Here is a 20,246-nt window from a genome sequence, read left to right on the forward strand (position 1 = left end):
TGCTCGGGCCGCCGATGGACTGCGCGTTGGTCTCGGTCACCAGGAACGGCTCGCCGCGGCTGGAGAACATCGCGTCGCCCACCTGGAACAGCGCCCACGTGCCGTTGGTCGTCCAGTACTGCGGCGCGATGGCTGTGCTGGGGTGGGCGAGCCCGTCCTGCATGCGGTAGTAGGGGTTCCCACTCGTGACATCGAGGACGGAGGCGAGATCGTCGTCCTCGAGGGCCGGGCGCTCGTAGGAGATGCAGGTGGTGACGAACTGGTCCTCGCGCGCCAGGGCGCGGACCGCCCGGGCCTGCCAGTCGATCATCTCGGTGGTCAGCGACGCCTGGAACCGGCGCCACGCCAGGTCGTACTGCGGCTGCACGTTGCCGTCCGGGGTCCACAGGTCCGCCCACGTCGACAGCCGATGCGACCAGTACACCAGGCCCCACTCCCGGTTGAGGGTCTCGACGTCGCCGTACGTGTGCTCGAGGTGGTCGACGAACCGCTGGAACACCCCCCGGTTGTGCAGCAGGTGCAGGCCCGGCTCGTTGTCCACCTGGAACCCGACGACCGCCGGGTGGTCCCGGTAGCGCTCGACGATCTTGGTCAGGACGCGCTCGGCGTAGAACCGGAAGGCCGGGTGCGTGAAGTCGGCCTCCTGCCGGGCGCCCCAGCCCATCGGCTCGCCCGTCCGCAGCTCGCCGGCGACCTCGGGGTACCGGCGCACCAGCCACATCGGCAGCGCGTACGTCGGCGTGCCCAGCACGACGTCGATGCCGCGGGCCAGGGCCCCGTCCAGGACGGGCTCGAGCCAGTCGAGCTCGAACCTGCCCTCGTCGGGTTCCCACGTGGACCACACCGACTCACCGACGCGGATCACCGAGAACTTCGCCGCGGCCATCAGGTCGAGGTCACGCTCCAGGGTCTCCGGCTTGGGGTCGTCGCCCGGMCCCGCGTACTCGTAGTAGTACGCGGCGCCGAAACGCACTCCTTCGTGCTGCACAGCCATGGTGATATGTCTCCGTCGTGGTGGTGGTTCAGCCCTTGACTGCGCCGGACGCGAGCCCCGGGTCGAGCAGGTTGTCGCCGAGCGCGAAGGACTGGACGTGCTGGAACTCCAGCTGCGTCACATCGGGCTCGCCCTTGTCGGCCTGCATTGCGCTGCGCACCTTCTTCTCCTGGCCGGCATCGTCATTACCTCGTCGATGTCCGCCTGGTTCACGGCGTCCGTCGTGGCGTCGCCACTCGATGTCCGCAGGTGATCGTCGTCGTCGACATGCTCCACTCCCTCGTAGAACGTCTCGCGCGGTGCGTTCCGCGACTGATACGGGGCCTGTCGCACCGAATGGCCCGAACGGGCCCGTCGATGTGCCGCTATCGCCCGGGCGGCGGTGCGGACGTCGTCTCCCTGACGATGAGCTCGACCGGGACGATCTCGCTACGGTCCTGCAAGCGCGGATTCTCGATGGCATCGATCAGGAGACCGACGCCGAGGGTCGCCACGTGCGCGAGGTTCTGTCGCACGGTGGTCAGCGCCGTCGTGAGGTAGGACGCCTCGGGAATGTCGTCGAAGCCGACGACACTGACCTCTGCCGGGACGTTCCGGCCGGCCTCCGCGAGGGCCCGGAGCAGACCGAAAGCCATCTGGTCGTTGGCGACGAACACCGCCGTCATCGAGCGGTCAGCGGCCAGCTGCACGCCCAGGTCGTAGCCCGACTGTGCAGTCCAGTCTCCGTGCAGCGGGGCCGGGACCTCGGCGCCGGCCTCGGTGAGCGCGTCCCGCCAGCCCTGCTGCCGGAGTCCCGTCGAGCGCCAGCCGAACGGGCCACCCAGGTGGCGCACCGTGCGGTGACCGAGCGCCAGGAGGTGCGCCGTCGCGACCCGGGCGCCCGAGTACTGGTCCGCGTCCACGACGATCTCGTTGCTGGAGATCCCGTACGACCCCGACACGCTCAGGACTGGCAGCTCGCCCACCTCGCCGGGGGCCAGGTTGTACAGACCGACAGGCTCGTTCATCACGATGCCGTCGACGCCCTGATCCACGAGCTCCCCGAGCGCCCAGGCAATTCTCTCCGGCTCGTCCGCGGCGGTGCTGATGACCGACATCGCATAGCGGGCGCCCCGCACGGCGTGCTCGGCGGCCACCAGAAACGAGGAAGGTCCGAACTCGATCGGCCCGACCGAGAGGACCCCGATGGTCCGGCTCCGTCCGGGGTCGAGGTCGCGGGCGGTCCGGTTGGGTCGGTCGTCGAGCGTTGCGATCGCGTGGCGCACACGGCCGCGGACGTTGTCGCTCACAAGCGAGTCGCCGTTGACGGCCCGGGACACGGTCTTCGGCGAAACCCCGGCGGCACGGGCGACGTCCATCGCGACGACCGGGCGATCGGCACGCTTCGCACCGGGCCCGGCATTGGCGATGTCCCGACTCATGAAGCCCCATTCCGACGGAAAGGCGGTGTGGCTACGTAGCCACGTCCTTGTGCGTAGGTATCCAAACCGCCAAATAGATTCGTAKTCAAGGGACACGGATCACAGTTCGGTGACAGTGGGATTTGGACGACCTCGGATCCCGCGATCTTGGAACGGCTGGCCGGCGCGGGGAACACTGACGTACTCGACGAACACCCAGCGTCCGCGAGCGACTGGCGCCCGCTTCCGGCGTGGGAAGCGGGCGCCAGGTCTCCTGGTCCAGATCAGCTCTTGACCGGTCCTGAGGTGGCGGTCAGACCTGCCTTACCCGAGCTGAGCCGTCAGGACGCGCACGCCGCTCTCCCCGAAGACCAGGTAGAGGTCGTGCGTGCCGTTGACCGGTCGAAGCAGGTCGACGGTCTTGGAGACGTAGGCCGTCTCGGAGACGGGGATGTCGCCTGCTTGGTTTGTTCCCGGGATCACGTACTGCGTCGACCCGGTGTCCTCGAATGACGCCTGTGCGACCTTGGGACCGGTTGGGCTGTCCAACCGGACCTCGATGGTCGACGCCGCCTTGGCACCAGCGGTCAACGTGATCGTGTCAGCGTCGCTGAAGCTCACACCCTCGATGGCCGTCCAGGCACCCGGCGCTCGTGACATCACGGCGTAGTAGCCATTGACGACCTTGTCCGCGCGAAGCCCTTCCACGGTGGTCTGCTTCGAGGCCTCGCGGTACACGACGTCCGAGGCGTCGAAGCTGTGGTCGAAAACGTTGACCGGTGCGGTGAATGCGTCGGTGGCACCGAAGTTGACTCCGGGGACCTCGATCTTCGCCTTGACCTGGATCGCCTTGCTCGAGCCCCCTGCGAGGAAGTCGTACCTGCCGGCCTCGACACTGAGCTTGTTTGCGTTGGTGTCCCAGAGCGCTAGCTTGTCGGCGTCGAAGGTCATCGTCACCTTCTGCGTCGCGCCTGCTGGGATCGTGGCCTTGGCGAAGGACACCAGCGCCTGCTTCGGGGCCGCGGCTCCATACGCAGCCTTCGGGTTGGTCGCATACAGCTGGACGACCTCGGCGCTGGCTACCGGTCCGGTGTTCTTGACGTCGACTGTGGCCGTGTAGGAGTTCGGGCCGGCAGCTCGCACCGTGAGGTTCTTGTACTTGAACTGTGTGAACGACAGTCCGTAACCGAACTCGTAGGTGACGGGTGCGTCGGTGTACATGTACGTGAGCTTTGTCTCGACCGGGTCCGCGCTGGTCATGTCGACCGTGAACCTGGGGTCGAGCCCGTCGAGTCCGAGGATTGCGTCGCGACCCTCAGGGATCGAGTAGCTGTCCAGCTTGGGCAGGGCGTCCATGCTCGCGTACCAGGACTGTGTCAGGCGTCCTGAGGGTGCGAAGTCACCCCCGAGGAGCTGGCCGAGTGCGTAGTTTCCGTACTGGCCGTTGTAGGGCGCGTACACGATTCCCGCGACGTTCTCGTTCTTCTGAACGTCGTCGACGATGACCGGCGTTGCCGAGGAGACGACCACGATCGTCTTTCCGGGGTAGGCGTTGGCCACGTTCTCGATGAGCCGGTACTGGCTGGAGCCGAGGTGCAGGTCCGAGCGGTCGGCCCCCTCACCCGCGCTGTTCCGCGCTGCAGTGCCGACGACCACGACGGCGTAGCTGCTCCCGTTCTGGTCCCGGAACTGCACCGCCTTCGAACCGGCCTGCTGCACGGTCTCCTGGGCGAACTTGGTGGCGTCGGTGTTGAGTGCTGCAGCGTTCGCCGCGGTGCCGAACACGGGCGTGACACCGAGCTGATGAGTTACCGGGTCCACCGTCAGGTAGCGGCCGTTCGTGTAGTACCGCGTCTCGAAACCTCCACCGAACGACTCGGTGTAGCTGTCGACGACGAACGACACGGTGCCGTCGGCGTTCAGCTGCGGCCGAATGCGGTTCGRCAGCGTGGTCGAGCTGGTGCCGAGAGCCTGGGTGCCTCCGACGTTCACGCCGAGGGGGTTGGCGATGAACTGCAGCCACTGGCCGTTGGTCGAGGACCGGTAGCCGAAGGCGCCCTGCCCCCAGTCGAATGCTTCGAAGGTCGTGGCGGCTGTGACGTCAGCACCATTGGCGAACACCAACGGGGCCGCGGACGTGTCCTGGGTCAGGTACTGCCCCGTGGCGACGGACTTCAGGGCGACGACGTCGCCGTCGCTCGCTGTCGCAACGCTCGGGCCGAAGACCGCGCTGATCCCCTGGGCCGGGGTCAGGCCGGAGTTCGGCAGCACGGGCGTCTGGCCCACGGCGTACACCGTCTTGAACCGCGTGTCCGAGAACGGCCCCACGACGGCCAGCTTGGCATCCTTGCTCAGGGGCAGGATGTTGTGGTCGTTCTTGAGAAGGACGAGGCTCTCCTGGGACGCCTGCAGGGCCACCTGCTGGTGCGCCGGCAGCGTCGAGTTGAGTGGTGTCGTGCTCGCCGCGGACTTGCCGAGGAACGGGTAGAACTTCGGGTAGCCGTTGGCGTCGCGCTCGTTGAAGAGCCCCATGCGGACCAACGGAAGAACCTGGGTCTTGGCTACGCGGTAGATGTCGGCCGTCGTGACGCCGTAGGTTCCGTTGGCGACCTGCTGGAGCAGTGCGGCGTTCAGCGGGCTCACACCGCCCGCGTTGACCGCGATGCTTCCGGCGTTGGCGATCGCCATCAGGGCGGTCGCGGTGTCGGGGCTCGGCGTGTACCGCACGTCGAAGCCGTTGCTGTACGCGTTGTCGGTGTACAGCTCCCGCTCCGCGCCGTTGTCGGGCGTCGTGTACAAGCCACCGTCCGCACCCCAGGGCGACAGGTGCTCCGCCTCGGCGATCAGTGGGGAGACGATGTTCGGGATTCCGTTGGTCCGGCCATAGGTCGTCAGCATCGACCCGATCGCACCGCTCTCGATGCTCTTGTGGGACGGGAGGGACCAGTACTCGCTCAGCGCACGGGAGCTGATGTTGTTGCTTCCGGGGCGACGGAACCACTGCGCGGCGTAGCCGGTGTAGTGCTTGGTGTCGATCATGGCCTTGGTCCAGAAGCCCTCGGCGTTGCTCGGCTCGTCGATGCCGGAGATGCCGCGGGAGATCTCGTCGATCATGTCGGACGCCAACCGGGGGTCCTCGCCGAAGCCCTCATCGAGACGACCGCTGAGCGGGTTTGCTCGGATGTCCTGGAGGGCCGCGCTGATCATCGGGTTGAAGTCGCTGATGCTGCTGAGGTAATTGTCCTGATACAGGCCCTCGTCGCCTATGACCGTCCCGATCTGCCGGACGAGGTCCTCGTTCCAGGTCTGGCCCATTCCCGACTGGCTCGGGAAGTCGGTCGAGATACCCTGCGTGCCCTCGGCAAAGCGCGAGCCACCGGGAACGACCTTGCCGACGTTCGGGCCGGACACGATGGTGAAGTTCCCGCGCTGCCCATGCGCATAACGGACGGCTCCTTCGATCCCGACATAGGCCATGAGCGTGTCGAGATATGCGTCGAGATGGACGGGCTGGCCGTCGAAGACCGGCATCCCGTCGTAGGTACCGCCGACCTGGGTCGCGAAGGTCACGGGGTCGGCCGCCATCGCCGGCGCGGCCGCCGGGAGAGCTAGCGCAGCCGAGAGCACGAGCCCCACGGCTAGAGGGCGGATAGGTCGCCTGGCGGCGGCCGAAGTCGACTTGTCAGTGAGCATGCCGGTACGTCCTTGTCCGGGTAGTGGGCAGCGTGACGGGGCGTTCGTCGGGAGGTCGGCGTTCCCTCGGTGGGTCGGTGCCGATCAGCCAACGTGTCGCCTCGACGCCTTGTGAATACGGCCAAACTCGTGCGGATCGAGCATGTCTACGTAGCCAAGGCATGACAAGTCCCGTTACCATTTCGTTACGCTCGCGCCCGTGCAACCATTCAGGCGGCCGGTCCCCCGTCATGTATACGTAGACCGTGGCTGCCCGATCGGGTCGATCGAGTCGCTCGACACGCAGTCCGGGGCGGGCGGCTTCAACGAACATCTCGGGCAGGAGACGACGGGTGTCTATTGACTCCTCGGCGCAAGGCATGCGCGGTGCGGATCACAAGGCGATCCCCACACGCCGAGTCTCGGGCACCGACGTCGCCCGAGCCGCGGGAGTATCGCAGCGGACGGTCTCGCGCGTTGTCACAGACGATCCGCGGGTGAGCCCAGACGCTCGCCGGCGCGTCCGCGAGGCGATCGAGTCCCTGGGGTACCGGCCCAACAGCGCCGCTCGATCGGTGCGGCTGGGCAAGACTCGAACGATTGGGCTGCTCACCGTCGGGAGCGCCGCCTACGGCCCCGCCTCGCTCACCATCGCGACCGAGCGGGCGGTCAGCGATGCGGGATACGGGTTCCGGCTGGTCAACACGGTCGATGTGGACACCGAATCGGTGGAGAACGGGCTGTCGTCACTCCTCGATCAGGGCGTCGACGCGCTTGTAGTCAATGAACCGACGTCCACCTTTCGCTCGAGGCGCCACGGCCTCGCGGTCCCGGTGCTCAGCTTGTCGGGGCCGCTGAATCTGGCCGAGGTCGAACTCGTGGTCGACAGCGACGAAGCGGGCGGGATCTCGGACGCGGTCCACCACTTGCTCGCACTTGGGCACGCGACGGTGCACCACATCGGTGGCCCCAACGAGTGGCCTTCGTCAGTGCGTCGCCGAGAGGCCTGGCGCATGGCATTGAGACGCGCCGGGCGCGACATCCCAGATGTTCCCGAGGGCGATTGGTCGCCGGCATCGGGGTATGAAGTTGGCCGTGCCCTTGCAGCGCGGGGTGATGTCACTGCGGTCTTCGCCGCGAACGACCACATGGCGTTCGGTCTGATCCGAGCCCTGCAGGAAGCCGGCAGGCGCGTTCCAGAGGACGTCAGCATCGTCGGATTCGACGACGTACCCGAGTCGGCATTCATGCCACGAGCGCTCACGACCGTGCGTCAGGATCTCACTGCCGCGGCGGTTCGCGGCGTTGAGCTGCTCATGGAGGTGCTCGATGGGCGGCGGAATGAAGGCACCGTCGAGAAGGTGCCTACTCATCTCGTGATCCGTGAGACCACGGGCCCACCGCGCGCCCGCCCCGAGCACGACGCGCGTTGAGACACTCTGGGCCTTGCATCACGGGTCAACTCACGCCTCCACGCGAGCATCGCGGGCGCGCGGCGAACGCTCAGAGCAGGGAAACGATCGCGAACGCGAGGAGGCCTCCCACGACGGCGGGCTTGATACCGACCCGGTCGCTCAGTGCCCCGAGACGGGCTCAAGGATGACCTCGGCAAGGTCGTAGACCGCGAGGACGGCTCCGAATGTCGCAGCGTCAGCCCGAGGTCGCCGGTCTGCGTCCCCAGGGCGGCGGCCAGCCCGTGCGCGCCGAACGCGTCGTGAAGCCCGCGAGGTAGAGCGGAGCGACCGCCGCAACCGGGAGGGCGCGACTCGGAGCGGTCGACGCGCTCACGCCCGCGAGACTACCCAGCCACGTCGTCCCCCGGGCTCCACGAGCCAAGGTCAAGGTTCGAATGTGTGGCTGCTCACCAGCCGCGTCGGGCCCGCACACGCGGGAGTCAACGTCCGGCGAGCGTCGCGGCGTCCTGCGACGCGCACCGCGCACGTCCGGGGGCTATCGCACGTTCGACCAGCACGACCTCGACCGGCGGTACGGCTCAGGACCCCGGGCTCGCTCGGCGCTCCAGGGCTTCGATGACGGTCTCGGCGATGTCGATGTCGTAGAGCCTCTCGACGCTCTGGAACCCGCCGGGACTCTCCGGGTTGATCTCCACCACCTTGCTACCGATCACGTCGATGCCCACGAGGAACAAGCCGTCGGCGACGAGCTTGTCGCCGATCGCCTCGACGATGCCGAGCTCGGCCTCACCGACCTCGAGAGGCACCGACCGACCGCCGGTGCTGATGTTGGCGCGCGGGTCGTTGCCGGTGGGCACGCGTCGGAAGGCGGCCGGCCTGCCGTCGCGCTCGAGGATGCGGCCCTCCAGCAGGAAGATGCGGGCATCGCCTTCCTGGGCTCCGTCGATGAACTCCTGGACGATGGCGTAGCCGTCCTGCAGGACCGCCTCCGTCATCTGTGCGAGGTTGGTCTCTCCCGGGCCCTCGATCATGAAGACGTTGCGGCCCTTGGCCCCGTACAGCGGTTTGACGACGCAGTGGCCGACTTCGGCGACGAACCGCTCGATCGCCTCCGGATCTCGTGTCACCAGCGACCGCGGTCGGACCTTCTCGGGGAACTCCTCCAGGTAGAGCTTGCTGGTCGCTCGTTGGAGGGTGCTCGGGTCGTTGACCACCGTCACACCTCGGGCCGCGAGCACCTGCCCGAACACCACGCCCATCGGGCTGGCCCACGGGCGCGCCTGCAGGTCGTCGATCGACTCGTTGCGCAGGACGAGCGCATCCAGGTCGTCCATGACGATCCGCTCGGCGTCGCGCGCCTTGATCCCCTCCATGAAGGAGGCGAGGGTGTCGTCGCTCTTCCACCTCGCGGCGCGAGCCCTGGCCGCGAGCAGCCCGTCGCTGCTGCCGAGCTCGAGGTCCCCGACGCCGACGTACCAGGTCTCGTGCCCGCCCCTGGATGCGGCCCTGGCGAGTCGGGTGGTCGTGTACTCGTCCACCTCGGTGTCGACGTCGTTGACGAGAAATGCGAGCCTCATGCCGCGACGTCTCCCTCGTAGAGGTCGGTGACCGTCGCGCCCGCGCGCAGCCTCTCCAGACGCTCTTGTGCACCGGGCATGTCCAGCCAGCGTGGCCGGACCCACGGCGCGTGGAGCACCTCGCGGTCGAGCAGGTCCTGCACCAGGGGAATGTGGTCCAACGCGAGCTTGCCGACGAGCAGGACGTCGAGGCGGCTGCCCTCGGCGAGGGCGTCGAGGATGCGCGTGATCCCGCGCAGGTAGATCGCGTCCTTCACCCAACCGCCCCCGACGACGACCCGGATAGCGATGGACCACGCGGTCCGCGCGGGTATGTGGTGGTCGGCCCGCAGCGACTCGAAGATGTCCAGGAAGCCGGCGCCGTCGAGCAGCTTGCCGACCGCGACCACTCGCGCCGCGAGCACGCGCAGCCGCCGCGGGTCCAACCCGCCGGTGAGGTACTCGGCGAGCACGGCGAGGCCCTCCTGGGTCTCGTCGTAGCCGGGCAGGCCGATGGTCAGCAGCGTCAGTGGCTGCCGGGCACCGTTCTGGTAGGTCACCACGTGGGTGCCGACCTCGTGGTGCAGCAACGCCTCGACCCGGTCGGCCCGGATGGCGGCGGACTCCGGGATGAGCAGGCGGCCGAACGACACCATCAGCTCGGAGATGTCGTCCCGCACCTCGACGCGGACGGGGAAGTCCGGGTACACAGCGCGGTAGCGCTCGAACTCCGCACGGGCCGCGTCGGCGAACGCCCCGGCCGTGACGGTCCGGGTGCTGGGCGCCTGCGGGGGGATGGTCTCGAGCAGTTCCTCCGCCACCGCGGCCAGCGGCGGGGCGACCGTTCCGTAGAGCTGGAGTGACCCGTAGAGGAACCGTGACGTGTCGCGGTCCTCCAACGCGGTGATCTGCCGGGCGATCTCGTCTCTCTTCGCCCGGAAGAGCGTGTGCAGCGCCGGGTCGTCCACCTTCTCGACCTCGAGGTCGTACAGGTCGCGCTGCGTCAGGTCCGGGTCGAAGTCCAACGGCCGCAGCCGCAGCGTGGGAGCCGTGCCGAAGTCACTGCGTTCGAAGTCCGCCCACGCCTCCGCCGCGTTGAGTGGCGTGACGTTGACGAGCAGGTTCACGCGGCGCTCGATCTCGGTGAGCCGGGCGTCGACGTCGAGTGCGGGCGCCAGCTGCGCGGTCGGCGATGACATCTCACGAACATACGATGTGGGCCCGACCCTCGCACGGGCCGAGCTCCTTCGTGCCGCAGACCGCTATGACGGTGAAGCCTGGCACGTCTGGCGGACTCCGCGGACGCCAACGGTGTACGCCAACCAGCATGGCTCAATCTTCTCGGACGACAACGACGCCCAGTGCTGGGACGTCCGCCCCCGCCTCGTGACGTCGGTCGGCCACGAGGTCATGCCCGGAGACGTGCAGGGGCATGTCCGTGCTGGTGTGGTTGACCGCGAACAGCCAGCTACCGGTGGCGCTCCTCCGACGGACAACCTCCAAGCCACCGGGCGACGGGACGAGGGGTGACACGCCGGACGCCGCGAGCACGCGACCGAGCAGGTCGGCGAGGGACGGGCCGTCGAGGCGGGTCGACAGGTACCACGCGGCACCGCCCGACCGCGTGTCTCGGCGCGTGACCGCAGGACCGCCCGCCGACGGCCCGTCGAGATAGGTCGCCAGCGCCTCAGCGCCCGTCAACGTCATCCGCTCGGTCCAGACCTCCCCGGTACTCCCGTCGCTCAGCGTCGTCGTGCCATGGGCAGCCAGCGGCGCGAACTCCTCCACGCGGATGCCGAGCAGGTCCCGGAACGCCCCGGGGTAGCCGCCCAGCAGCACGCTGTCCTGCTCGTCGACGATGCCGGAGAAGTACGTGACGAGCACCTGGCCGCCGCGAGCCACGACGGCCGACAGCCGGTCGGACGAGTCCGCGGGCGCGAGGTAGAGCGTCGGCACCAGGATGACGTCGTAGCCGTCGAGCGACGACGTCGCGGGCACCACGTCGACCGCGACGCCCGCGTCGAGGAGCGCGCCGTGCATGCGCTGGGCGAGGTCGAGGTAGCGCAGGTCGACGGTGGGGCGAGCCTCCAGCTCGGCCGCCCACCACGCCTGGGTGTCCCACAGCAGGGCCACGCGAGCCCGCTCGACCTCGCTCCCCCGCACCTCGGCGAGCCGGCCCAGGGTCGCCCCGAGCTCGACGACGTCCCGGAACAGCTGCGAGTCGCGCCCGGAGTGCGGAACCATCCCGGAGTGGTACTTCTCGGCGCCCGCCCGGGACTGCCGCCACTGGAAGAAGAGCACCCCGTCGGCGCCGCGGGCGACGTGCTGCAGCGAGTTGCGCAGCATCTGCCCGGGCTCCTTGGCGATGTTGCGCGGCTGCCAGTTGACCGCACTCGTGGAGTGCTCCATGAGGATCCACGGGTGGCCCCCGGCGAGCCCGCGGACGCGGTCTGCGCTGAAGGCGAGATCGGCCCACCCCCGAGGGTCCTCGCCCCAGAGGTAGTGGTCGTTCGAGACGATGTCGAGGAGCGGTGTCGTGGTCGTGTAGTCGATCTTCTGGAACCCGCTGATGACCATGTAGTTCGTCGTCACCGGCAGGTGGGGCGTGACCTCGCGCAGCACGGCGGCCTCGGCCTCCAGGTGCGCGACGAACTGGTCGGAGGAGAATCGCTCGAAGTCGAGACGCTGCCCCGGGTTGGGGAACGCGGTGGTGCGCCGCGGCGGCAGGATCTGCTCGAAGGACGAGTACCGCTGACCCCAGAACGCGGTGCCCCACGCCAGGTTGAGCGCGTCGACGTCTGCGTACCGGGCTCGCAACCACTCGCGGAACGCTGCGGCGGACACGTCGCAGTAGCAGCGGCCGTTGTGGCCGCCCAACTCGTTGGAGACGTGCCACATCTTCACCGCGGGGTGGTGGCCGTACCGCTCGGCGATCACGCGCGCGATGTGGGTGGCGTGCGCGCGGATCACCGGGGACGAGACGCACCACGACTCGCGGCTGCCGTGCGTGAACCGCAGGCCGTCGGCACCGACGGGCAGCATCTCCGGGTGCTTCAGGTGCAGCCACACGGGCGGCGCCGCGCTCGGGGTCGCCAGGTCCACCCCTATTCCGGCCTCGTGCAGCAGATCGAGGATCCGGTCCAGCCAGCCGAAGTCGAACCGTCCCTCGGCGGGCTCCAGCTGACCCCACGAGAAGATCCCTACGCTGACCAGCGTCACGCCGGCTTCCTGCATCAGCGCGATGTCCTGCGGCCAGACCTCCTCCGGCCACTGCTCCGGGTTGTAGTCCGCCCCGAACGCGATCCCCTCGGTGGGCCACGGGCCCGTCCAGCGCGGGCTCACCGGGTCACCGCCACGAGGACGTCCCACGCGGCGAGCGTGACGGTGTCGCCCGCGGTGAACCGAACCGGGGCCGGCGAGGGCCCGTGCGGCGCCGCGAGAACGTCGAAGTCAGTCAGAACAGCTACCACGGTGGCCTCCCAGGACCAGTTGTGCACGACGTGCACGCGCACGCCATCGAGTCGGGTATCCACACGAATCCCTGCGCTGGAGCGCCGGGGCGACGGGCTCCTGCGGCTATGCGACGAAATGATGCGTCCCCCCGTCGACCTGCTCCACCCGGCCGTTGGGGAGCACGACCTCGGTCGGGATGCCCTCGGGCACGGTGACGTCGAGGTCGAACTGTGTCGCAGTCTGCGTCCAGTGCACGGCGATGCGGCCGACTGGTGAGTCATAGGCAGCGGTCACGTAGTCGATTCCCGGGCCCGGGACCGGGTGGATGCGGATTGCCCGGTAGCCGGGAGCGGCCGGACGGATGCCGGCGACCGCCTGGTAGATCCAATCGGCGACCGCCCCGAGCGCGTAGTGGTTGAAGCTGGTCATCTCACCAGCGTTGATGCTTCCGTCCGGAAGCATCGAGTCCCACCGTTCCCAGATCGTGGTTGCTCCCATGGTCACCGGATAGAGCCACGACGGGCACTCCTTCTCGAGGAGCAGGCGGTACGCGTCTTCGACGTGACCTGTCTCGGACAACGCCCACGTCACGAACGGAGTGCCGGCGAACCCGGTAGTGATGCCGTACCCGGTCGCGCGGACGATCTCTGCCAGCCGAGCAGCCGCAGCGCTCCGCTGGGGCTCGTCGAGGAGACCGAAGGTGATCGCCAGTGCGTAGACCGTCGCACAGTCCGAGACGACCCGACCGTCGTGGACGTAGTGGGCGTTGAACGCGGTCCGCGTCCGGGCCGCGAGCTCGCTCCATCGGGCCGCCTCGTCCGCGTGGCCGAGGATCGCCGCAGCCTCTGCAGTGAACGACGCGCTGCGAAACAGGCACGCGGTCGCCACGACCCTCTTGTCGGCCTTCGCGTCGGCCGGTGCGTCCGGCGGTGCGTCGGGGTCGAGCCAGTCGCCGAACTGGAACCCGGTGTCCCATAGTCCGGTCGGGGACAGCCTTGCCTCGACGGACTCCAGGTGCATCGCCATACCGGGGTAGTGCGCGCGGAGCCGGTCGACGTCGCCGAAGGCGTTCCAGAGAGCCTGCGGGACCCAGACGGCGGCATCGCCCCAGACGGCGGTCGGAGTTCCACCGAACTCGATGTCGAGCCTGGACAGGTCGCCGAGCTTCATCACGTCGGGAACGACGAACGGGACGATCTGTCCCGGTGCGTGCGCCGTCTCCTCGGCGAGGTCGAGGAGCCACTTGTGCAGGAAGTCGGCGGTGTCGAACTGGAACGACGCCGACGCCGCGTAGGCCGCGATGTCACCCGTCCACCCGAGTCGCTCGTCGCGCTGCGGGCAATCGGTGGGCACGTCCAGAAAGTTGCCCTTCTGGCCCCACACGGAGTTCTGCACCAGTCGGTCCAGGAGCGGGTCGGAACAGCTGAACTCGCTCGTAGGCCGCATGTCGGAGTGCACGACGACCGCCTCGAGGTCGTCCGCCGTGAGCGCGCCGGGCCAGCCCGTGACCTCGGCGTAGCGGAACCCGTGGAACGTGAAGGTCGGCTCGAAGGTGTCGACGCCACCGGAGAGCAGGAAGGTGTCGGTGGCGCGGGCGTCGCGCAGCGGGCGGGTACCGAGCTCTCCGTCTTCCAGGACCTCGGCGTGCCGAACGACGACCTCGGAGCCTTCCGGGCCGCTGGCCGTGACACGGAGCCAGCCGACGAGGTTCTGCCCGAAGTCGACGAGCGTGCGACCGGACGGTGACTGCCAGATCTGCTTCGGGCGCAGCACCTCGTGCCGGGTGATCAGCGGAGCGACCTGTGCGACGAGCGCCGCGCGGTCGAAAGGCACCTCGTGCACTGCCACAGCCTGGCCGCTGCCTCGGAGCCGAGCATCGATGCGTTGTCCGCCGTACAGCGAGTTCTCGGTGGTTGCCGAGGTACGGGCCGTCCAGCTCTGGGACGTCGCGACGGTCTGTGAGGAGTCGTCGTCGAAGGCGATCTCCAGGACGGCGCAGAGGCCGATGCGCTCTCCGTAGTTGGCATTGGCACCGCTGAAGCCCAGGTCGCCCCGGTACCACCCGTTGCCCAGCTCGACCTCGATCGCCACGTCGCGAGGTCCGGCGGCGACGAGGCGCGTGACGTCGTACTCCTGGTACTGGAGCCGCCACTCGTACGCGGTCCAGCCTGGGTTGAGCACCGACGTGGTCACCGGACCGCCGTTCACGTACGCCTCGTACACCCCGTGCGCGGTCGCGACGAACCTCGCCGACCGGACCGACGACGGTTCACGATCGAGCGGCACGGTGATGCCGAACGTGACGGCAGCCGTACGGCTCGCATCGCCGGAGATCATGACGGCGCCGGAGAGGAGGTCGCTCGCACTGCTTCGGAAGGGGGCGGTCTGGTGAGACAACGATGGCTCCTTTGCCGACATCGGATCACGTCACGCGACTCACGCCAGGGACGACGTGCCGGCGCTTGTGAATCGGTTCATATCATCGACTATCGACCCGCTGCAGATCGGCTTACCCGAGGCAGGTCACCCGATCGGCTACCGCCACGGCTTGGAGCATCGGTTCAGGACCGAGGCACGCTCGCCACAGGCGCTCACCGCCCTCGACCGTCGGCCCCGGGAGACAGCGAGCGTCGCTCCTCCCCCAGACGTCCCCGCGACCGTGCCCGGTCTCGAGATTCGAATTCCTGGCACCGCATGGGATTCGAATCCCTCGAACAAGGACCAGGGCAGACTCACGAGCCTCACCACCGTCATAGCTCTGTGTGGGCGGCACCCGGCGGTGGGTCCACTCGCGGCATCCTCAGATGCTCGCCGAGGAGCGCACAGGCTAGGTGACCGAGGGAGGCCACCGACGCCGATGCTGCTCAACGCACCCGCAGCACCTGGCCCAGCCGCTCGCGTCGGCGGGCGGACGACTCTACGGCGACCACGACCAGGACGGCTGCGCCGACGAGCACGACCGGCACCACCGTCCACCACGGCAGCACGACCCCGGGATCACCCGCCTGCCCCGTGACGAGCCGCAACGCGAGCGGCGCCACTAGCGCACCGACCAGGACCATGCCGAGCAGGACACCTCCCGCCGCGGCCACCAGGATCGACGGCAGCAGCTCTCCGGCCGCGACCCGCGTCGTGTCCCGGTGGCGCAGCCCGAGCACCCGCGCCGTGGCGAGCGACGTGGCACGCCCCGGGGCGGAGGCCGCTGCGGCCATGACCACGATGATCGTCGCGTACCCGGCGCACAGCGCTGCGACCAGGGCGAGCAGAGCCAGCAGCCCGTCGGCGAGCGGGTCGGACCGGCGATCCGTCAGCCACCGTGCGCGAGTCAGCACGTCCCCCCGGACCGCCGACGCAGCCGCGTCAGCCAGTGCGGGGGCGTCCGGGCCGACCGCCCACACGGTGTCCGGACCCACCTCCTGCTGCTCCGCGGCCGCCCGCTCGGAGCCGGTCCGCTCGGCTCGCGCGGCGGCGAGCGCCGTGACGACGGCGGCCAGCGCCGCGCGGTCCACGACGACGGTCGGACCGGCCGGCGTCCCGTCGGCCAGCTGCGTCGGGAGCGCGGGGACTTCGCCCACGGGCTGCAGCTCGATCGTCACGTTGCCCCAGCGCAGCAACGGCCGGGTGCCCAGCAGGGGCTCGGGGACAAGCGCGGGCAGCGGTCCGAGGGCGGCGCCGGAGGCGTCGGCCAGCACCGCGAACGCCCGAGAGGTACCGAACGGCGTGCTCGCGAGCAGCTCCCCGTAAGGCCCCGGGTCGACAGCGAGCACCCGCACGGCGTCGACGCCCCGCACGTCGAAGAGCTCGCTGCGGTCCTGCACCCGGCCGACGGCGACGGCGTCGACGCCGTCGGCGGCCGCCAGTCTGTCCGCCACGTCCTGCAGCGACGCGGCGGGCAACGTTGTGCGCACCACGACATCGGCCCCCACCGTGTCCCACGAACCCTCCGCCTGACCGGCGCGCGCGGTGCTGGCCAGCGCGCCGCACAGCGCGACGAGCGTCGTGACCACGACGAGAGCGACGAACGGGAGCACGGCCCCCGTGGCACCGGCGCGCGCGACCGACAGGAGCAGGGGCGCCTTGCGCGACCTGCGGGCGACGGCCAGCGCACCGCTCAGCAGCACCGGCACCGCCCGCCACAGCAGCAGCGCGCCGGCCGCCGCGACGAGCACCGGCGCCGCCGCGAGCGCCAGGTCCGCCGGGCCGGAGATCGACACGACACCCCGTCGACGCAGCGCGACCAGGGCAGCGGCCGCGAGCACGAGCAGCGCGGCCTCGACCGACACCCGCCGCACCGTGCGCACGCGCTGCGCGAGGCGCCGGTGGTGCCGGTCCGTCGGGACCCGGCGGGCGTCGCTGCGTGCAGCCTTCACCGTCGCGAACGCGGGGGGCGCGACGATGCCGACCACCACGACGACGACCCAGGGCAACGACACCGCGCCCGGCGCAGCGAGCTGGCCGAGCCCGAGGCCCAACCCGGCCCCCACGCCGACGACCACCGCCGCCTCGGCGGCGGCCCCCGCGKCGATGCCGGGGAGGGAGGCTCCGCGGGCGCGCACCGTGCGCAGTGCCGCTGCCCGGCGGCGCGCGAGGAGGTCGGCCCCGACCAGGAGCACCAGCGCGGTGCCCCACCCCAGCCCGGCGAGCACCACCGTGGCCTGCGACCACGTCGCTGCCACGCGTGCACGCGCCTGCGTGAGCACGAGGTCGAGCCGAGACGTGACCCTCGCGTCGGGCCCGGGAGCCAGCACCAGCTCCGGCGACGCCTCCAGCGCGGCGATCTGCGTGGCCAGGGCGCCGGATCCCGCATAGTCCAGCGCCTGGGGCTCCACCACGAACCGGAACCTGCGGGTCACCCCGTCCGGCTCCAGCGCGGCGCGGGCTCCGGGCAGCGACGCCGCGGACAGCAGCCCACCCACCACGGTCGTCGGCGAGTTGCTCTGCCCCACCACCCGCGGCCGCAGGATCTCCGGCCGCGCCGTCCACACGAGGTCTGTCGGGTCCGTCGCCTCGAACACGCCGGTGACGAGCACGGGGACGACCGTGCGGTCGGCCATCAGGGCCCGGAAGGTGTCACCGGCACCGACGCCGAGGACCCGAGCGACCTCGTCGGACAGCGCGAGCTGCACGGCACCGTCCGGCCCGGCCCGGTCGGGCGCGCTGCCCGCGAGCCAGGAGACTGACGGCTCCTGCCCCGCCCACAGGTAGCTCATCCACAGGACGCCTCCCGTCGGCAGCCCGGGCGTGCTGACCGTCAGATCGATGCTGGTCGCGTCGGCGACGGGAGGCCCCAGAACGGGTTGCAGCGACGGCGGCAGGGCGCTCTCGATCCCGCGCGCTGCATCGTCGACGCCCACCCGTGTGTTCTCGGGACCGACCGTCGGGTCCGACGCGCCGGCACCGTACATGCTGGTGACGACGAGGTCGGCGGCCGGATCGGCGGCCGCCACGGCGGCCCGGACGGCGGTGTCGGCACGGTCGCTCAGTAACCGGGTGACTGCGTCGGTGACACCGACCGTGAGCGCCACGACGAGCACGGTGACGGCCAGCGGCCACAGGTCGGCCCGGGTCCGTCGCCAGGCCGCCCTCATGCTCCCGGCTCCATCCGCAGCCGGGCGATCGTCGAACGACGCACCGCACGGGCGGCCAGGGGGACGACCACGGCGGCGCACCCGAGGAGCAGCAGGAGGACCGTCGCCACCTGCGCCTGCCACGGCCAGCTCACCGCCACGGCCGGCACGGGCCGCAGTCCCTGGCCGGAGACCGTCAGGAGAGGGCCGATGGTCCAGCACGCGAGAGCGCCCAGGAGGGCGCCGGCGAGCACCGGCAACCCGATGAGCACGGCCTGCTCGGCGAGCACGGACCTGAGCACCGAGCGCCGCAACGCGCCCAGGCCGCGTAGGCGGGCCACGTCGACCTCGCGCGCCTCGAGAGACGTCGTGGTGTGCAGCGCGGTCCCGACGAGCATGAGCACGACGGCGGCGACCACCAGCAGGGCGGCCGCGGCCCGCTGCGCCGCACGCAGGGGACCCTCCTCGCACTCCCGCGCCACGGCGGTGCGGTCGGTCACCGGACCGATCCCCTCGGCCTCGAGCGTCGCGGCGGCGTACGCGGGCACGGTGCCGCCGACCCACCATGCGTCGGTCACGGTGTCGAGGTTCCCCTGGCTGAGCGTGGCGCGGGACAACGTGTCCACGTCGGCCAGCAGCGCCGCCGCGCGGGGTTGCGAGGGGACATAGGCGGCGATGCCGTCGACCTTCGCGTGCACCGGGGTCAGACCGAGGGAGACGTCCACGCCGTCGCCGACCGCGAGCCCCAGCTGGTCCGCGAGCCGTGCCGAGACCACCACGGGAACGTCGTCGACGGGCTCGAACGCGAGCGCCGTCAGGGTGCCCTCGGACCAGAGCAGTCCCGGCAGGTAGGCGGTGCCGTCTAGCGTCAGGCGCGCACCCTCGGGCGCGTAGGTGGCCGCGATGCGGTCGAGGGCTGCCACGACGTAGTCGCTGCCCGGCGGCCGCGCTGGGGACCACGTGCCGCCGGGCGCCAGGGTCGCGCCGGGGAGCGTCACGTCGAGGACGAACGCGGCCTCGCTCGGCAGGTCGGGGTCGTCGGAGTCGCCTGCTGCCGAGAGCCGGGTGTCCACGGCCACGACCCGGACGTCGGGCGGTACGACCACGGCGAGGTCGTGCGGGACGCCGTCCAGCGGAACCTCTCCCGCGGGCAGCGCGGCGCGCCCACCGTCGCTGTCCTGCACCACGAGGCTGAGCGTGGCCGTCATCGGGATGTCGTCCGCGACCTGACCCGTCACCACCAGCGCGGCGCTCGTGCCGGACAGCTTGATGCCCCCGACAGGACCCGCCGGTGCCAGGCCCGCCGTGACGTCTGCCCAGCCACCGGACGGCAGCCTGCCGCGCAGCAGCCCGTCGGCGTCGCGCGTGTCGACCGCGACGAGCTGCACGGCCGCGTCGCCGCCCTGCGCCCGCGAGCCGAGCGTCACGGGCCGGCTCGTGACCGGGCTGACCCGACCGTTCGTGGCCGCGCGTAACGCCGAGCCCGCGCCGAGGGCGTCGARCTGCGCKGGCACTGACAGGTCCGTGCCGACCGTGGCGGCGGCCTGGTCGCGCTGGGACTGCGCCCACGTCGCAGCGAAGCCGATGCCGAACGTCGCGCACGCCATCGCCAGCACCACGAGGAACGCCGCGGCGGCACCCTGCGGGCGACGCGCCACCCCCCAGGCGGCGAGCGGCAAGGTCAGCGAGCGCGACGACGCGGCGCGCGCCTCGGCGCTCCGGGCGAGCAGCGGGAGCGGGCGCAGGACGAGGGCCGCGCCCGCTGTCAGGCACAGCGCCGGCGCGACGACGAGCACCGGGTCCACCGTGGCGCCGCCCGTCACGAGGTGGGCGCGCAGCTGCAGGTAGGCGAGCCCCGCCAGAGCGAGCAGCAGCAGGTCCGCGCCGGAGCGGGCCACCACGCCGACCCGGTCCTCGCGGGTGCCTCGCGACGTCCCCGTGCGCAGCCAGGGCAGCACGAGCAGACCGCCGAGCACGACCGTGACGACAGCGACGCTCACGACGAGCGGCAGCAGACCGCCCTCGGGGACGGCCTCGGGATCCAGGCCGACGGCGCCTGCCAGCACCTCGTACAGCGCGAGGGCCAGCACCGTCGCGGGGAGGATCGCCAGGAACGCGAGGGCGCCCCCCTCGACGGCGGCCTGGCCGACCAGGCGCGCCCGCCCCGTCCCGCGCGCGGTGAGCAGCGC

General features: G+C 70.5%; 12 protein-coding genes. 1 reads left to right on the forward strand and 11 read right to left on the reverse strand.

Annotated features, from left to right (window positions below; all coding sequences use genetic code 11):
• The 4 genes from ACXJKA_RS19180 to ACXJKA_RS19195 all read right to left on the reverse strand — a co-directional run.
• Positions 1–994, reverse strand: a 994-nt coding sequence (locus ACXJKA_RS19180; RefSeq protein WP_456826791.1) for a beta-galactosidase, incomplete at its 3' end; no start/stop codon positions are given.
• 28 nt (positions 995–1,022) lie between these two features.
• Entirely contained in the window at positions 1,023–1,154 is a 132-nt protein-coding gene (locus ACXJKA_RS19185) for a hypothetical protein (RefSeq protein WP_456826792.1), read from the reverse strand.
• Positions 1,155–1,359: 205 nt separating this feature from the next.
• A complete protein-coding gene (locus ACXJKA_RS19190; RefSeq protein WP_456826793.1) occupies positions 1,360–2,415 on the reverse strand; it encodes a LacI family DNA-binding transcriptional regulator in 1,056 nt (351 codons plus the stop codon).
• 303 nt (positions 2,416–2,718) lie between these two features.
• Positions 2,719–6,030, reverse strand: coding sequence for a glycoside hydrolase family 3 C-terminal domain-containing protein (locus ACXJKA_RS19195; protein ID WP_456826794.1), 3,312 nt, complete (start codon positions 6,028–6,030; stop codon positions 2,719–2,721).
• A gap of 416 nt (positions 6,031–6,446) precedes the next feature.
• Here ACXJKA_RS19195 and ACXJKA_RS19200 point away from each other — a divergent pair, with 416 nt between their 5' ends.
• On the forward strand, positions 6,447–7,499 hold the full coding sequence (locus ACXJKA_RS19200; RefSeq protein WP_456826802.1) for a LacI family DNA-binding transcriptional regulator: 1,053 nt from the start codon (positions 6,447–6,449) through the stop codon (positions 7,497–7,499).
• Positions 7,500–8,059: 560 nt separating this feature from the next.
• On the opposite strand, the gene ACXJKA_RS19205 is transcribed toward ACXJKA_RS19200, so the two are convergent.
• From ACXJKA_RS19205 to ACXJKA_RS19235, 7 genes are all read right to left on the reverse strand, one after another.
• Complete coding sequence (locus ACXJKA_RS19205) at positions 8,060–9,058, reverse strand: ATP-grasp domain-containing protein (protein WP_456826795.1); 999 nt, start codon at positions 9,056–9,058, stop codon at positions 8,060–8,062.
• The gene (locus ACXJKA_RS19210; RefSeq protein ID WP_456826796.1) at positions 9,055–10,236 is read right to left on the reverse strand and encodes a flavohemoglobin expression-modulating QEGLA motif protein; all 1,182 of its coding nucleotides are present in this window, start codon (positions 10,234–10,236) and stop codon (positions 9,055–9,057) included. Before ACXJKA_RS19210 ends, ACXJKA_RS19205 begins: the two co-directional genes overlap by 4 nt.
• Positions 10,237–10,369: 133 nt before the next feature.
• Positions 10,370–12,406: a beta-galactosidase gene (locus tag ACXJKA_RS19215; RefSeq protein ID WP_456826797.1), complete on the reverse strand. Its 2,037-nt coding sequence runs from the start codon at positions 12,404–12,406 to the stop codon at positions 10,370–10,372.
• Positions 12,376–12,570, reverse strand: coding sequence for a hypothetical protein (locus ACXJKA_RS19220; protein ID WP_456826798.1), 195 nt, complete (start codon positions 12,568–12,570; stop codon positions 12,376–12,378). The genes ACXJKA_RS19215 and ACXJKA_RS19220 overlap by 31 nt, the downstream gene beginning before the upstream one ends.
• A 43-nt stretch (positions 12,571–12,613) precedes the next feature.
• Positions 12,614–14,887, reverse strand: a complete 2,274-nt coding sequence (locus ACXJKA_RS19225; protein ID WP_456826799.1) for a family 78 glycoside hydrolase catalytic domain — start codon at positions 14,885–14,887, stop codon at positions 12,614–12,616.
• Positions 14,888–15,354: 467 nt separating this feature from the next.
• Complete coding sequence (locus tag ACXJKA_RS19230) at positions 15,355–18,078, reverse strand: FtsX-like permease family protein (RefSeq protein ID WP_456826800.1); 2,724 nt, start codon at positions 18,076–18,078, stop codon at positions 15,355–15,357.
• Positions 18,075–20,246, reverse strand: a 2,172-nt coding sequence (locus tag ACXJKA_RS19235) for an FtsX-like permease family protein (protein ID WP_456826801.1), incomplete at its 5' end; no start/stop codon positions are given. The genes ACXJKA_RS19230 and ACXJKA_RS19235, both read right to left, overlap by 4 nt.

Source organism: Cellulomonas sp. P5_E12, assembly GCF_054049315.1.

Coding starts and splice junctions, on each gene's coding strand:
- ACXJKA_RS19200 (WP_456826802.1), top strand. CDS start 6,447: ATGCGCGGTGCGGATCACAAGGCGATCCCCACACGCCGAGTCTCGGGC.
- ACXJKA_RS19210 (WP_456826796.1), bottom strand. CDS start 10,236: ATGTCATCGCCGACCGCGCAGCTGGCGCCCGCACTCGACGTCGACGCC.
- ACXJKA_RS19205 (WP_456826795.1), bottom strand. CDS start 9,058: ATGAGGCTCGCATTTCTCGTCAACGACGTCGACACCGAGGTGGACGAG.
- ACXJKA_RS19190 (WP_456826793.1), bottom strand. CDS start 2,415: ATGAGTCGGGACATCGCCAATGCCGGGCCCGGTGCGAAGCGTGCCGAT.